This window comes from Plesiomonas sp. ISS29 (assembly GCF_056522795.1).
Genome location: NZ_JAWRZQ010000001.1, coordinates 1,230,828 through 1,246,627, shown reverse-complemented (window position 1 = coordinate 1,246,627; position 15,800 = coordinate 1,230,828). Strand labels below are relative to the sequence as shown.

Here is a 15,800-nt window from a genome sequence, read left to right as displayed (position 1 = left end):
GACCAAGGATGAAACATGCAACAACTTCAACTAGCGGCCAATGGGCCGCTTTTTTCCCGCATGGTGATGGGCTACTGGCGTTTAATGGAGTGGGGTTTTAGTGCTCAGCAAACGGCCACCTTTATTCAGCAGCACCTTGATCTGGGCATCACAGCTACCGATCATGCAGATATCTATGGCGGTTATCAGTGTGAACAAGCATTTGGCGATGCGCTGCGTTTACAGCCCTCATTACGACAACATATTCAGATTGTCAGCAAATGTGGAATAGCATTAACCGCTCGCCCTGAGTATGCGTTGAACCACTATATTACCGATGCCGCTCATATTATCGCCTCGGCTGAGCGTTCGCTGCGTAATTTGCACACCGATTATCTGGATCTGCTGTTGATCCACCGCCCCGATCCGCTGATGGATGCCGATGAGGTAGCTCAAGCATTTACCTCTTTGCGTAAGAGTGGCAAAGTGCGTCATGTGGGTGTATCAAATTTTACCGCTCAGCAGTTCTCGTTACTGCAAAGCCGGCTGGATTTTCCGCTAGTCACCAATCAAGTCGAGATTTCACCGCTGTATCAAGATTTGCTGCTCGATGGCACGCTAGATCTGTGTCAGGAAAAACGTATCCACCCGATGGCTTGGTCGTGCTTGGGGGGTGGGCGTCTGTTTACCGATCCGGCATACCAACCGTTGCGTGATGAACTTGAGGTTATCCGCAGCGAAGTAGGAGCAATCAGTATCGAACAAGTGGTCTATGCATGGATTTTAGCCCTGCCAAGCCAACCGTTACCGATTATCGGGTCTGGTAAAATTGACCGTGTTACCCATGCCAGCCAAGCAGCTGATTACACGCTAAGCCGTCAGCAGTGGTTTCGTATTCGCAGAGCCGCGCTCGGTTACGATGTTCCGTAGTGCAAGATTATTGCTAACCTTAGCAAAACAGATAAAACGAGCGTTAAAGAGGCATTGATTTTAGTTTTCAAGCTTCGAGTTTTAGGCTTCGGATTTCCAGCAGGAAAAGATACGGGTTAAATAAAAAGGCCATCTCAAAAAAGATGGCCTTTTTTTGTTACTTATCGCCGAGAGCAAAAACAGAGCCTATCGGCTTGTGCTAACAACATGAGCTAACCACATGTAGCTACGCCGTTACTTCACTATTATTTGACGCCTAGCGTTTCCAGATCTTTTGCGATAACTTTTGCCGGAACAGGGATATAACCGTCTTTTTCAACCAACTCTTGACCTTGCTTAGATAGAACCATTTTCAGGAACTCGGCTGTCATTGGGTCAAGTGGTTTGTTCGGGTGCTTGTTCACGTAGATATACAGGTAACGTGATAACGGATATGTACCGTCAATGGCGTTAGCTTCGGTAGGCTCTACGTAAGCAGTGCCTTTCTCAGCCAGCGGCAACGCACGCACGCCTGAGGTTTTATAACCAATACCGGTATAGCCGATGCTGTTAAGTGATGCACCAACAGACTGCACGACGGATGCTGAACCCGGTTGTTCGTTCACGTTGCTGCGGAAATCACCTTTACACAATGCGTGATCTTTAAAGTAACCGTATGTACCCGATACAGAGTTACGGCCATACAGTTGGATATCTTTATTAGCCAGCTCGCCGGTAACACCTAACTGGCCCCAACGAGTCACCGGCTCATTTGCTCCACATTTCAGTGTGGTGGAGTAAATAGCGTCGAGTTGTTCAAAGTTCAACCCTTTGATTGGGTTATCTTTATTAACAAAGACGGCCAAGGCATCAATAGCAACCGGAATACCTATCGGTTGATAGCCAAATTTTTTCTCAAAGGCTTCGATCTCTTTGCCTTTCATCTTGCGGCTCATTGGGCCTAATTGCGCAGTACCTTCAGTTAACGCCGGAGGCGCAGTTGAAGAACCGGCAGCCTGCACCTGAATGTTTACGTTCGCATACTCACGCTTAAACTGCTCAGCCCACAAAGTCATCAGGTTAGCCAGCGTGTCAGAACCGACAGAAGACAGGTTGCCTGAAACACCGCTTACTTTTTTATAATCGGCCAGATTACTGTCTACCGCAGCATAAGTGCTGCTGGCAAACGAGGCAACCAAGGTAAAACTTAAGGCGCTGACAAGTGCTTTCAATTTCATTTTAAACTCTCCATAAAACGGTCCTTCGTAGAAGTCGGGGCTAGTATCCTGCGAACTGATGACAGTTTTATCTCTTAAAAGTGACAGTTAAATGACATTCGATTATTTATTTGTCTATTTTCTATTTTTCATCTACCCACTAGGCTAATTTGTGCACAACACCGCTATCCAATCCCACCAAATAAATAGATACAATGCGAATCAACGCATTAAGTGTTGTGTTTTGCCCCTTGTGCTGCCCCTAATACAGGCTCACTCTGAACCAAGAGTGACTGAGGAATCACAAACGAGAACTGGCTGCCGATACCGAGCGTGCTTTGAATATCCAACCGGCTATCATGATGAATAAGTGCATGTTTAACAATGGCCAACCCCAACCCGCTGCCGCCGGTTTTACGTGATCGCGCTTTATCCACCCGATAAAAACGCTCGGTTAAGCGGCCAAGATGGTTAGCCGGAATACCCGGGCCATTATCTTTAACTTCAAAACAGGCTCCGGTTGGGCTTTTATACCAGCGAACATGGATTTGTGTCCCTTCGGGAGTATGGTTGATCGCGTTATACACCAGATTAGAGACCGCGCTGCGCAGTTGCTCTGCATCCCCGTAAACCTGTAACTGATGATCGATATCAAAACTCACCGTATGTTCTTGGCTTAATCCGATAGCATCGTGCTCGAGCAAATCCAACATGGCCGGAATATTTACCGGTTCATTGAGGTTAATTTCCGGCGCAGCTTCAATACGGGAAAGGGTTAAGATTTGCTCAACCAGTGCTTCCATGCGTTTAGTCTGTTCGAGCATGGTTTTATGGGCTTTAGCCCAGAGTTCGGGATCGGTATCGTCATCATCGAGCATTTCGAGATAACCTTGTAATACGGTCAGCGGCGTGCGCAATTCGTGGCTGACATTAGCAAAAAAGTTTCGCCGCATGCCCTCTAGCTGGCGCATTTTTGTAATATCACGGGCAGAGATCAAAAACTGCCCTTCGCTGTAAGGCATAACGCGCAATTCAACATACCGATCATGATTGGCCGGCGATGCAATCACCAAGGGTTTACTGAAGTTTTTCGTGTGCAAATAAGCAGAGAAATCGGGGCTACGAACCAGATTTAAAATATGTTGCCCGCTGTCTTCCGGCCAGCGAAAACCCAAAATATGCTGCGCCAGTTTATTACACCAAAAAATACTGCCATCTTCAGTACATACCACCACAGCATCGGGCAGTGATTCTGCACCACTGCGAAAGCGGCGGATGAGTGTCGCCAGTTCACGGCGGCGGCGGCGATTACGCTGTTGTAAACGGTAAATACCGTTAAACAGTGGCCCCCAGCTGCCTCTTCCTGTCGGCGGAGTCATGCTTTTATCCACCCATAACCAGCTCGATAATTTAAGCTGATTGTAGAAGTGCCAAAGCAAAGCGGTAACTGACGCTATTATCATTAATAGCAACGCATGCCCGAATATCAGGCTTGCAATGAGTGCGGGGATATAAAAAAACGCCAACTCTTTTGCCAGCGTTTTCCATGACAAACGCTCAACCATGTTCTACTCCATACCTCGGCACTCATATTCTCAACGATGATTTTAGGTATTAATAACGGGATGAGAATCGGTAGCCTGACCCTCTGACCGTTTGCACTAAACGATCGTGCCCTGAGCACTCTAATGCTTTGCGTAAGCGCCGAATGTGCACATCAACGGTACGATCTTCGACATAAACATTGGTGCCCCACACGTTATCGAGTAGCTGTTCACGGCTATAAACACGCTCTTGGTGAGTCATAAAAAAGTGCAATAATTTGAACTCTGTCGGCCCCATATCAAGCGGTTGCTCGCCGGAGGTGACTCGGTGAGAGATAGGATCGAGCTTTAAGCCTTGTACATCAATCACATCTTCAACCAAGGTTGGCGATATGCGACGCATCACCGCTTTTATACGCGCCACCAGCTCTTTCGGGGAGAACGGTTTGGTGATGTAGTCATCAGCCCCCACTTCTAGGCCGCGAACGCGGTCTTCTTCCTCACCACGCGCGGTAAGCATTACCACCGGAATATTACGCGTGATCTCTTCCCGTTTAAGGTGCTTGATCAGTTGAATACCCGTTCCCCCTGGCAGCATCCAATCGAGTAAGATCAGATCAGGGTAAGGTTCAGCCATTTTGTTGATAGCCGCTTGATAATCTTCAGCTTCTACCGGCTCATAACCTTTTTGTTCCAACACAAAACATAACATGTCGCGGATTGGTGCTTCGTCTTCAACGACGAGAATTCGCCTTGCCATAACGATTCCTGTTTAAGTATTCTCTCCTGAGATCCTGCGGCATTATGGGTCATTTTTATGACAGTTACGTTAACGTTGCTGCCAACCCATCAGTTTTCCGCATTTATTGCTCACATAAAACAGAGCATACTGTTTTAGATGAGCATTATGATCTGTTTTTTTAACACTCAACTAGCGGGCTAAAATACGGATCTGGCTGCGCCCCCCACCGACACTTTCTACCGCGATGCGTGTTCCTATGCGTTCTACCAATGTGGTAACATGTGAGATCACCCCAATCTGACGGCCTTCTGCTTGTAACGCATCAAGGCACGAGAGTGCCTGCTCTAAGCTGTCGGGATCAAGCGTACCAAATCCTTCATCAATAAACAGCGTACCCAAACGGCGCGTATCAGCACACAATGAGGCTAATGCAAGCGCCAGCGCCAGTGAGAACAAGAAAGTCTCACCGCCGGATAAAGATTCAACTGCGCGCACTTCATCTCCCATATCATGATCGATAACCTGTAATGATAAGGTGCTATCGGGCACCCGCATTAATTCATAGCGCGGAGCAAGATCGCACAGATGTTCATTTGCAGCCAGTAACAGATGTTCGAGTGTCAGGCCTTGTGCGAAAGTACGGAATTTATTACCGCTGGCCGAGCCGATAAGATCATTTAACTGCAACCAACGTTCAGTTTGCACTTGCTGCTCAATGATTTGCTGTTGCAGCCCTCCGGCGCGCAGGGCGGCTTCTTCAGCCTGATGCAGTGTGGTCTTGAGTGTAAATAACTGATCGCGATACTGTTGTAATTGCTGCTGCACATGAGCAAACAGTGCAGTAGGCTCAATATTGGCGGCCACTGCCCATTCGGATAACGTGCGCTGTGCCTGCGCTGCGCGCGGTTGTAGCGCCAGCAACTGTGTTTGCCGCTCGTGTAAACGGGTAAAGGCATCATTGTATGCTTTTTCATACGCTTGCAGCGCTGCACGTTCACTCTGTAACCACGCAGGATCACGCTCTAACCATGCCAACAATACAGCTTCAGTGCATGCATACTGTTGCTGAACATCCTGCCATGCAGCCAGTGACTGCTGATACAACGCTAGCGCATGCTGCTGCTGTTTTTGCAAGGTTTGTAGGGTTGCTTTATCTGCCGCCTCTTTTTGCTGTAATACCTGATGCTGGCGCTGAAGCTGTTGATACTGTTTTTCTGCTTCATTACGCGCAGTTTTAGCCTGTAGTTCAATCATCGCCAGAGGGCTATTCCCCAGCAATTGAGATCGCGCGATTTTATGCTGCTGATGTTGCTGCTGAAGCTGCGCTTTTTGCTGTTGCAACTCACTATATTGTTGCTGACGCTGCTGAAGCACTGCAGCAAGCTCTGCGCATTGAGGTTCAAGTTCACGCAAACTGGCCAGTAAATGCTCTTGCTGATTTTTTTGTTGGATATACTGCTCGGTTTGCTGTTGCAACATGTGCAGTTGCTGCTGGGCATGTGGTTGAGTTATCCAGCTTAACCACTGTGCATGACCAAACTGCTCACTGATACTGATTGCTCGCTGCTGTTGCTGCTGTTGTTCATGAGCAATTTTTTCATCAAGATGCGTTTTCTGATCGTGAATCAGGGCTATCTCTTGCTGCAAACGGGCTAGAGTTTGCTGCTCTTTACTCAGCTGCAGACTCAGTTGCAGGCGCTGCTGCTGTAGTTGTTCTTGCTTTTGCTGAGCGCTTTGCAAACGCCGCAACTGCAGCTCACTCTCTTGCATTTGCTTTTTCAGATGAAGATGTTGTAGCTCAAGCGCCTGATTCCAGGCTGCCACAATCTGTGTACGCTCAAGATCGGCCCACGCCAGTGCAATATCCGGTTCGGCCATGCTTTGTGCGGCAGTGTGGAGCTCACGGCTGTACTCTTCCCGCTGAGTTAGCCATTGTGTTAGCTGGCGTTGCTGCTGAGGTTGCTGCAGCGCGTTTTGTTGCAGCCAATGGCGCTGGGTTTGCAGCTCGGTTTCGGTTTTGCGCAGTTGAGTTTCCAGCTCACGCAGGCGCTGTTGCTGTAATGACAACAAACTCTGCATTTGCGGCGCAGCGGCCTGATAGGGGTGATCAGTTGCGCCGCACAACGGGCAGGGTTGGCCACTTTTCAGTTGCGGACGGAATGCATCTAACTCTACGGTAGTGCGCATCTGCTCAAGAGTATATTGTGCTTCACTATGCTGGGTGCGCAGCTGGACATGCTGCTGCTCATACTCTGCGATACTCTGCTGGGTTAGCGCAATTTGCTGCTGATTATCGCGCTGTTTTTGCTGCTCGGCGATAATAGACTGATTAAGGTGCAGCCAATGCTCACTTCGGTTACTGATACGTTGGAGTAACTCAATCTGTTTTTGATAAGCATTCTGTTGTTCGGTGATCTGGTGCTGCTCTTGATGCCAGAGGTTGCGGGTTTGCTCATCAGGCGCATGGCCAAGCTCAGCCGTTTGTTGCTCTGTTTTCCTGATGAGATCAGATTGCTGTTGCTGGGCTTTTTGTTGTGCTGGCACGGTTTCACTGAGTGACAACGCACTTTTTTGCCACTGTTCTATATGCTGATGACTATGCCGATACTGTTCAAGTGCATCATGCAGCGGCTTATATTGCGCCGCAATATTGGCAACGGTATGCAAACTTTGCAGTACAGATTCAGTATTAGTGAGTGCTCGCTTTCTTTCTGATACCTGACGCGATAGGCCATCAAGCTGATGCTGACCGTTATCTAACTGCTGTTGCTGATCACGTTCAGTACGTTGTAGAGTCTGCTGGCGTACGCCGATATCAGCCATTTGTAACTCGAGCGCTGCACCGGTTTTCAGTTTTGGTTCCAGCATTTCCCACTGAGTATGGGTTTGTGTATAACGCGCCTGTGCTGCTTCTATTTGCTGACTAATATCTGATAGTGATTGCTCACTTTTTGAAATATTTTGTTGCTGCAACACACACTGCTCAGTCGCACGTTGCTGCTGGCGATCTGTTTCGCACAGCCGTTGTAATAGCGCACGCGCTGGCTGAATACGTTCAACATCCTGCAAATAGGCAATCCGCGGCGCAAGGCTCTCTTGCTGTGTCTGCTGGCTGTCGGCATGCTGCTGCGCTTGCTGTAAAGCTATTTGCAGCTCATCTTGCTGACGCAACAGGTTCTGTTGCTCACGAACCTGATCGCTGCGCGCCTCTTCTGCAATAAGCTGCTGCTGTATCAATGCATACTGTTGTTGCAGGGCCTGTTTTTCAGATTCACTCAGTAAAGCAACATCGCCTAACTGCGCGGTAAGTTGAGTAAGTGCCTGCTCCTCTTCCCGTGCCCGTGCATAGGCCTGTTGTGATAAGCGCGAGTAAATTTCACCACCGGTCATCCGCTCTAACAGCGCAGCACGCTCATCAATACCAGCCTTCAAAAAGGCGGCAAAATCCCCTTGTGGCAGTAACACGGCTCGCTGGAACTGATCGAGCGTCAACCCCAGCAGTGTTTCAATGCGTGCCAGCACTTCGGTTTTTTTACCGGCATAGCGTGTCTGATCATGCAGGTTTTCCAGCCACATTTCGCTTTGCTGCAAGCGGCCCTCTGCGCGGTTACGCGCCCGACGAACACTCCAGTGAGCGCGGTAGGTAATCCCCTCTTCGGTGCTAAAATCCACCTCGGCAAAACCTTCGGTTGCCCCGCGCCGTAAAATATTGCGCACATCATTTGCGGCAATGCGGTTCGGATCATCTTCTCGCCCAATTTGGGGATCATTTTTACGGTTACTTTGTAAGCGTGGAACACGGTCATACAGCGCCAAACAGATGGCATCGAGCAAGGTACTTTTTCCTGCCCCGGTGTTACCAGTAATAGCAAACAGCCCCGCTTCCCCCAAAATGCCCTGAGCAAAATCAATGCTGAACCCTTGCTGTAGGCTGGCTAAATTCTCTCCGCGTAAGGCGATAATTTTCATGATTTTGCCCTCTCTTCACCGTGCTCAAGCTCTTCAGTATGTGCCAACAGTTCATTAAAAGCCTGCTGCAAATCCGGTTCAGGGTCTCCGGCGAAACGGCGCTGATAGCAAAGACGAAACGCTTCTTCCGGCTTGAGTTCAGCCAGTGTCTGGCGCGGCAATACACCCTGTGTTTTTGGCGGATAGGTCACACTAATTTTGGCTAAACGCACGGCCTTTCCTGTCAACGCTGCCGCGATTTTTTCACGCAACATGGCTACGGGTTTATCCAACAAAACCTGTACTTCAAGGAAAGGCTGCTGCGCCAGCGGTAAGGGTTCAGTGTGCAAGTGTTCAAGCTGTGACAGCACTTCACTCAACGGTAATGGTTTTCCGGGTAAGCGCAGCATGTCGCAATAACGCGGCACATACAGCGGCGTAACCTGCAATAACGTAGCGCCAGAGAACTCACACAGCACAACTTGGTGCCGATAATTGTGCTCTGCCAGTGATAACGGCAGCGGCGAGCCGCTGTAGCGAATATGCTCGGTACCCGCCACGCGCTGCGCCATATGCAGGTGTCCGAGCGCCACATAACTGAGCGTAGGGGGAAAAATATCAGCCGGTAATGCATGCTGATTTCCCCCCAGCACACGGCGTTCTGACATTTCCGATAACTGCCCAGCCGCCATATACGCATGCCCCATTCCGATCAGCGGGATAGGTGCAAGACCACGCTGAGTTTCAGCCGCCGCTACTGCTGAGCGATACACCGCACGCACGCCGGATAACAACCTATCTTCGGTATCTTCCGTTCCGCGCAAATCGGCACTGCGCAAAAAAGGCACAGCCAACACCATTCCGCACACTTGACCTTCGGCATCAAGCAAGGGAATTCTCAGACGCTCGGTTTCCAACTCACCTTGCTGATCACGGCTGATTGCACCGATTAAATGCAGGTTAAAGGCACGCAATAACTCATGCGGAGCATCAAGCTTACTGGGTGAGTCATGATTTCCACCAATCATCACCACATTTAAATGCGGCATCTGGCGGGTAATTTGTGCCAAGAAGCGGTACAGCATTTGCCATGCTGATGCTGGTGGATTAGCAGAATCAAACAGATCACCGGCCACCAGCAACACATCGGCCTGCTCACGCAATAGTGTGGCCTGTAGCCAATCTAAAAATGCCTGATGCTCGGCACTGCGATCATAACCGTGTAGATGGTGTCCTAAGTGCCAGTCGGCGGTATGCACTATTTTTAATCGTTTGTCAGCCATATTGATCCACTTCTTCACACTCAGGAAAACAGATAATTACTACGCATTGTGCCGGATCAGACGACAAGATAAAGCCTGATCCGTTATTATTGTGCGCATTACTGTCTCTTCCCACGGAAAGTCTTATGCTCTGGTTTAAAAATCTCATGGTCTACCGCTTCAGCCGCGATATCAGCCTGCAAACGGAAACGCTGGAAAAACAACTGGCTGATTTTGCATTCACTCCGTGTGGCAGTCAGGATATGGCCAAATTTGGCTGGGTCTCGCCCCTTGGCCGCAATGCGGATGCCTTTGTGCATGCCACACAGGGGCAAATTTTGCTGTGTGCGCGTAAAGAAGAGAAAATGCTGCCCGCAACGGTCATCAAAGAAGCGGTTTCTGCAAAGGTGTCACGTCTTGAAGCAGAGCAGCAGCGCAAGTTGAAAAAAACTGAAAAAGACAGCATTAAAGATGAAGTGCTGCAAACTCTGCTGCCACGCGCCTTTACCAAAAGCAGCCAAACCCTAGCGTGGATTGATACCACACAGGGCTTAATCATGATTGATGCTGCTTCAGCCAAACGGGCCGAAGATCTGCTGGCTCTGCTGCGCAAATCACTCGGTAGCCTGCCGGTACTGCCATTAAACGTGCAAAAGCCTATTGAGCTAACCCTAACCGAATGGGTACGCAGTGGTGATATACCGGCCAGTTTTAATCTGCTCGAAGAGGCAGAGCTTAAATCTATTTTAGAAGATGGCGGCGTGATCCGCTGTAAACAGCAAGAGCTGGTGTGTGATGAGATCATCGCGCACATTGAAGCGAAAAAAATGGTCACCAAGCTGGCGCTTGACTGGCAAGATCGGATCAGTTTTATGCTGTGCGATGATGGATCGTTAAAACGCCTGAAATTTGCCGATGCCCTACGCGAGCAAAATGACGATATTGATAGAGAAGATACCGCCCAGCGTTTTGATGCCGATTTCTCACTGATGTGTGGCGAAGTGGCCGCTATGCTGCAACAGTTGGTTGACGCATTAGGCGGTTTTGCCGAGAAAGCATAACCCCGATCACACTCTTGCCGCAGGCCGTGCTAGAATGCGCGCGCTGCGGCAACTGCATGCCGCAAAACCGTTCCCAATCAGGTTGGGTACGACTGATTTGTTATCAGATATCTAAAGAGACCTCCATGTTTAAACCCGAACTTTTGTCGCCCGCCGGCAGCCTGAAAAATATGCGTTATGCCTTTGCCTATGGTGCAGATGCCGTGTATGCCGGACAACCGCGTTACAGCCTGCGTGTACGTAACAATGAATTCAACCATGAAAACCTGCAAATCGGCATTAATGAAGCCCACGCGCAAGGCAAAAAATTCTACGTTGTCGTCAACATTGCGCCGCACAACTCAAAATTAAAAACATTTCTGCGGGATCTCAAACCGGTTGTTGATATGCAGCCTGACGCGCTGATCATGTCTGATCCCGGCCTGATCATGATGGTACGTGAAGCCTTCCCTGAGATTGATATTCATCTTTCGGTACAGGCCAATGCCGTAAACTGGGCGACCGTAAAATTCTGGAAAAGCATGGGGTTAACGCGGGTCATTTTATCACGCGAGTTGTCACTCGATGAGATAGAAGAGATCCGTCAGAATGTACCGGATATGGAGCTAGAGATCTTCGTACACGGCGCACTGTGCATGGCCTATTCTGGCCGCTGCTTGCTTTCGGGCTACATCAATAAACGTGATCCCAACCAAGGCACCTGCACCAACGCCTGCCGCTGGGAGTACAAAATGCACGAAGGCAAAGAAGATGACACCGGCAATATCGTGCACAAACAAGAGCCGATTGCAGTCCAAACCATTGATCCGGCCAGTGAACCAACGCTTGGCGCAGGTGCGCCAACCGATAAGATGTATCTGATCGAAGAGGCCCAGCGTCCGGGTGAATATATGAGCGCGTTCGAGGATGAACACGGTACATATATGATGAACTCCAAAGATCTGCGTGCTATTCAGCATGTCGAACGCCTGACACAAATGGGCGTGCACTCACTGAAAATTGAGGGCCGCACCAAATCGTTCTACTACTGCGCCCGCACCGCACAGGTATACCGCAAAGCCATTGATGATGCGGCAGCAGGAAAACCGTTCGATAAAACGCTGATGGATACCCTTGAATCACTGGCGCACCGCGGGTATACCGAAGGCTTTTTACGCCGCCACGTGCACGATGAGTACCAGAACTACGAGTACGGTTACTCAGTATCAGACAAGCAGCAATTTGTCGGTGAATTTACCGGTGATCGTAAAGACGGGCTGGCCGCTGTTGCGGTAAAAAATAAATTCTTGGTGGGTGACAATGTTGAGCTAATGACACCAAATGGTAACATTAACTTTACCATTGAAGTGATGCACAACAAAAAAGGCCAGCCTATTGATACTGCACCGGGTGATGGCCACACCGTTTATTTACCCGTTCCGGCAGACCTTGATTTGAGTTACGCATTGTTGATGCGAAACCTTGGCGGCAGCAATACCCGTAACCCGCACGCCGCGTAATCAGAGCGTTAAACCAAGATCTGTCTACACGCAGAGCATTACGATAACTCACTGATAAAAAATAAAATAACACTGTACTAAAAATTTTAGTGCAGTGTTATTGCCCCAATAACCAAATTCCTCACTCTTTTTACTGCTCTCTTTTTTATTTTCTCTTTCTTTACATGACATGTTGAAAATATTCCACACGTGTACACCTCTGTAACCACCACCTTGTATTTGCGATCCACATCATTTTTCTCACAAAAAAAGCTGCGAAAACCAGCCCATGACATTGCAGTGAATGTGCAATATCGCACCGATCAATGTCACAAATTAATTAACATTTTTTAAACATATTTATCTAAGTGAAAATACTTCGATTATGTTTAGTGTCAGAGGCCAATTTTCCTTTTTTGCGCCTTTAACCCGAGCGCAGATAGCTCTGACTCGGTGGATATGGCAACTCAGGGATGTCACAACTATGTCGAATAAGAAACTCATCACTCCGGCACTCAATTTAAGTGCGCTGAGTGTTGCTTGCATGATGGCATTTTCAGCGCAAGCCGCTACGGTAGACTGTGCCGGATTATCTACATGGAATAGCACCAGCGCCTACGGCGGTGCAAGCAAGGTACAACTGCAAAATAAAGCCTATCAGGCAAACTGGTGGAATAAAAACATGTCACCGGATAAGTACTCCAATGCTTATCAAGAGTGGAAACTGCTCGGCGATTGCGCCACCACCGCCCCTGTTGTCAATACGCCACCCAGTGTTAGCCTCACCGCTCCGGCCAATAACGCCAGCGTGAAAGTCGGCGATACCGTCACACTCAGCGCCACGGCCAGTGATAAAGACGGTACAGTAGCCAAAGTTGAGTTTTATATTGATGGCGTGAAAACGGCCACCAGCACCGCCGCGCCGTATAGCTATGCCTGGGTTGCCACTGCCGGTGCACACACTTTACTGGCCAAAGCCTATGATGATAAAGGCGCAACCACTGACAGCAGCATCAGCATTACTGCAACGGCCACCACTCCACCGGTCACCAGCAACCAAGCTCCGACAATCACTATTGATACACCCGCCAGCGCATCAGCAGGCCAAAGCGTGACTCTAACTGCCACGGCAAAAGACAGTGATGGCAGCGTTGCCAAAGTGGAGTTTTTTGTCGATAACGTTTCTGTCGGCAGCAGCACCAACGCGCCTTACCAAGCCGTTTGGAAGGCCACTGATGGCTCACACACCCTTATCGCAAAAGCCACTGATGATAAAGGTGATGTAGGTACATCAAGCAGCGTAACGTTTGTTGTCGGCGCGACAACCGGTACATCACAAGATCAATGCCGTCCAGAGGGTTTATATAAAACTCCGGGCGTCGCCGTGCCTTATTGTACTGTGTACGATAAAGAGGGCCGTGAAGTGATGGGGGCTGACCACCCGCGCCGTATCATCGGCTATTTCACCTCATGGCGTACCGGTGGCAACGGCCAACCGGCTTATCTGGCCAAAGATATTCCGTGGGATAAAATCACCCACATTAACTATGCCTTTGCGCATATCGGCCCAGACTTTAAAGTGTCGGTGGGCAATGAAGCCGATCCAACCAACGCCGCAACAGGCCTGCAATGGCCGGGCGTGGCGGGGGCTGACATGGACCCAAGCCTGCCTTACAAAGGCCACTTCAACCTGCTGAATAAATTTAAAAAGCAGTACCCGAATGTCAAAACACTGATCTCTATCGGTGGCTGGGCAGAAACCGGTGGCTATTTTGATGACAACGGTAAACGTGTTGCCTCCGGCGGCTTCTACACCATGACCACCAACCCTGACGGCAGCACCAATACCGCTGCCATTCAGACCTTTGCTAAATCAGCGGTTGATTTTATCCGTAAATACGGCTTCAACGGCGTTGATATCGATTACGAATATGCCACATCCATGACCGGTGCCGGTAATCCAGATGATTTTGCTATCTCTGATAAGCTGCGCCCACACCTGATGAAGTCTTATTCTGTCTTGATGAAAACCCTGCGCGAAGAGCTAGATAAAGCCGGTGCTGCCGATAAAAAGCACTACATGCTGACGGTTGCCGCCCCATCATCGGGCTATATGCTGCGGGGTATGGAGACCTATCAGGTTACCCAATACCTCGATTATATCAACGTGATGTCTTATGACTTACACGGCTCATGGAACAACTATGTTGGCCACAATGCTGCGCTGTATGATACCGGTAAAGATGGTGAACTGGCCGCATGGAATATGTACGGTACAGCACAATACGGTGGCTTAGGCTACCTGAACACTGATTGGGCTGCACACTACTTCCGTGGCTCAATGCCAGCCGGCCGTATTAACATCGGTGTGCCTTACTATACGCGCGGATGGCAAAACGTCACTGGCGGTGATAATGGCTTATGGGGTAGTGCTGCCCTGCCAAACCAATCTCAGTGCCCGTCAGGTACTGGCGGCGATCCGAAAAATCAGTGCGGTAACGGTGCGGTCGGTATCGATAACGTCTGGTTTGATGTGGATGTCAAAGGCAAAGAGATGGCCGGTGGTGGCAACCCGATGTGGCATGCCATGAACCTTGAAAAAGGGATATTGCCAAGCTATATCCAATCATACGGTTTAGATCCAGCCAATGATCCGCAAGACAAACTGACCGGTAAATATGTGCGTTACTATGACAGCGTAGCGGTTGCGCCATGGTTGTGGAACGCCGATAAGAAAGTCTTTATCTCTACCGAAGATGAGCAATCAATCAAAACCAAAGCGGGCTATGTGGCCAACCAAGGTTTAGGTGGCGTAATGATCTGGGAGATGGCCGGTGACTACGCATGGTATCCGAACCGCAACGGGGGTGAGTATTACATCGGTAATACCATGACCAATGCGCTGTACGATACACTGAAAAATGCCCCAGCCTATGGCAACAAACTTGCTGATCGGGCTATGCCAGCAAAAGCGGTAGATATCGCCGTCACCATTGATGGCTTCAAAGTGGGCGATCAAAACTACCCAATCAACCCGAAGGTTCACTTTAAAAACAACACCGGCAGCGATATTCCCGGCGGTACAGAGTTCCAGTTTGATATTCCAACCTCAGCACCGGCTAACGCCGCCGACCAATCAGGTGCAGGGCTGAAAGTGATCCAAACCGGCCATACCGGTAATAACATCGGCGGCCTCAAAGGTAATTTCCACCGTGTGGCATTTACTTTGCCAAACTGGAAAACACTGGCCAAAGGTGAGACTTATGATCTGGATCTGGTCTACTACCTGCCAATTTCTGGCCCGGCTAACTATACGGTGAAAATTAGCGGTACTGAATACGCTTTCAGTGGTGAATACCCAAGCCTACCACTGGCTGATTTAAGCAGCTCTGGCGGCGCGACCGGCGGTGGCAGCACCGGAGGAACTGGCGGTGCTGTATCTGACAGCTGTGCCAGTAAAAATGTTGATGCCAGCAAAGTCAAAGTGTATCCAAACTGGACACAAAATGGTTTTGCAACCGGCGGAGACCAAATGGCAAACCTGAATAAGGTATATAAAGCCAACTGGTGGACAAACTCAGTACCAGGAAGTGACACTAGCTGGACCTTTGTATGTAGCTATTAATTAACGGATATCATGGTAGGTTGCTATCAATCATC

The 15,800-nt window shown here is 49.3% G+C and carries 9 protein-coding genes; 4 read left to right on the top strand and 5 right to left on the bottom strand.

Annotated features, from left to right (window positions below):
- Window positions 1–15 precede the first annotated feature (15 nt).
- Complete coding sequence (locus AC1HDJ_RS05530) at window positions 16–909, top strand: aldo/keto reductase (protein ID WP_479534027.1); 894 nt, start codon at window positions 16–18, stop codon at window positions 907–909.
- Window positions 910–1,154: 245 nt separating this feature from the next.
- Here AC1HDJ_RS05530 and AC1HDJ_RS05525 read toward each other — a convergent pair whose 3' ends face one another.
- From AC1HDJ_RS05525 to AC1HDJ_RS05505, 5 genes are all read right to left on the bottom strand, one after another.
- Complete coding sequence (locus AC1HDJ_RS05525) at window positions 1,155–2,126, bottom strand: PstS family phosphate ABC transporter substrate-binding protein (protein WP_438622465.1); 972 nt, start codon at window positions 2,124–2,126, stop codon at window positions 1,155–1,157.
- Window positions 2,127–2,335: 209 nt separating this feature from the next.
- Complete coding sequence (phoR, locus tag AC1HDJ_RS05520) at window positions 2,336–3,670, bottom strand: phosphate regulon sensor histidine kinase PhoR (protein ID WP_479534024.1); 1,335 nt, start codon at window positions 3,668–3,670, stop codon at window positions 2,336–2,338.
- Window positions 3,671–3,719: 49 nt separating this feature from the next.
- The gene (gene phoB, locus AC1HDJ_RS05515; protein ID WP_438622463.1) at window positions 3,720–4,409 is read right to left on the bottom strand and encodes a phosphate regulon transcriptional regulator PhoB; all 690 of its coding nucleotides are present in this window, start codon (window positions 4,407–4,409) and stop codon (window positions 3,720–3,722) included.
- Window positions 4,410–4,580: 171 nt separating this feature from the next.
- Entirely contained in the window at window positions 4,581–8,360 is a 3,780-nt protein-coding gene (locus AC1HDJ_RS05510) for an AAA family ATPase (protein ID WP_479534021.1), read from the bottom strand.
- Window positions 8,357–9,622: an exonuclease SbcCD subunit D C-terminal domain-containing protein gene (locus AC1HDJ_RS05505; RefSeq protein ID WP_479534019.1), complete on the bottom strand. Its 1,266-nt coding sequence runs from the start codon at window positions 9,620–9,622 to the stop codon at window positions 8,357–8,359. The genes AC1HDJ_RS05510 and AC1HDJ_RS05505 overlap by 4 nt, the downstream gene beginning before the upstream one ends.
- A 125-nt stretch (window positions 9,623–9,747) precedes the next feature.
- On the opposite strand from AC1HDJ_RS05505, the gene rdgC reads away from it, so the two are divergent.
- From rdgC to AC1HDJ_RS05490, 3 genes are all read left to right on the top strand, one after another.
- A complete protein-coding gene (gene rdgC / locus AC1HDJ_RS05500; protein ID WP_479534017.1) occupies window positions 9,748–10,662 on the top strand; it encodes a recombination-associated protein RdgC in 915 nt (304 codons plus the stop codon).
- Window positions 10,663–10,787: 125 nt separating this feature from the next.
- Window positions 10,788–12,161, top strand: coding sequence for a prephenate-dependent tRNA uridine(34) hydroxylase TrhP (trhP, locus tag AC1HDJ_RS05495; RefSeq protein WP_479534014.1), 1,374 nt, complete (start codon window positions 10,788–10,790; stop codon window positions 12,159–12,161).
- Between the two features lie 463 nt (window positions 12,162–12,624).
- Window positions 12,625–15,765, top strand: a complete 3,141-nt coding sequence (locus tag AC1HDJ_RS05490) for a chitinase C-terminal domain-containing protein (protein ID WP_479534012.1) — start codon at window positions 12,625–12,627, stop codon at window positions 15,763–15,765.
- Window positions 15,766–15,800 lie beyond the last annotated feature (35 nt).

Excerpts from the sequence above, each read along its gene's own strand:
- AC1HDJ_RS05530 (WP_479534027.1), top strand. The coding sequence starts at position 16 with ATGCAACAACTTCAACTAGCGGCCAATGGGCCGCTTTTTTCCCGCATG.
- AC1HDJ_RS05525 (WP_438622465.1), bottom strand. The coding sequence starts at position 2,126 with ATGAAATTGAAAGCACTTGTCAGCGCCTTAAGTTTTACCTTGGTTGCC.
- phoR (WP_479534024.1), bottom strand. The coding sequence starts at position 3,670 with ATGGTTGAGCGTTTGTCATGGAAAACGCTGGCAAAAGAGTTGGCGTTT.
- phoB (WP_438622463.1), bottom strand. The coding sequence starts at position 4,409 with ATGGCAAGGCGAATTCTCGTCGTTGAAGACGAAGCACCAATCCGCGAC.
- AC1HDJ_RS05510 (WP_479534021.1), bottom strand. The coding sequence starts at position 8,360 with ATGAAAATTATCGCCTTACGCGGAGAGAATTTAGCCAGCCTACAGCAA.
- AC1HDJ_RS05505 (WP_479534019.1), bottom strand. The coding sequence starts at position 9,622 with ATGGCTGACAAACGATTAAAAATAGTGCATACCGCCGACTGGCACTTA.
- rdgC (WP_479534017.1), top strand. The coding sequence starts at position 9,748 with ATGCTCTGGTTTAAAAATCTCATGGTCTACCGCTTCAGCCGCGATATC.
- trhP (WP_479534014.1), top strand. The coding sequence starts at position 10,788 with ATGTTTAAACCCGAACTTTTGTCGCCCGCCGGCAGCCTGAAAAATATG.
- AC1HDJ_RS05490 (WP_479534012.1), top strand. The coding sequence starts at position 12,625 with ATGTCGAATAAGAAACTCATCACTCCGGCACTCAATTTAAGTGCGCTG.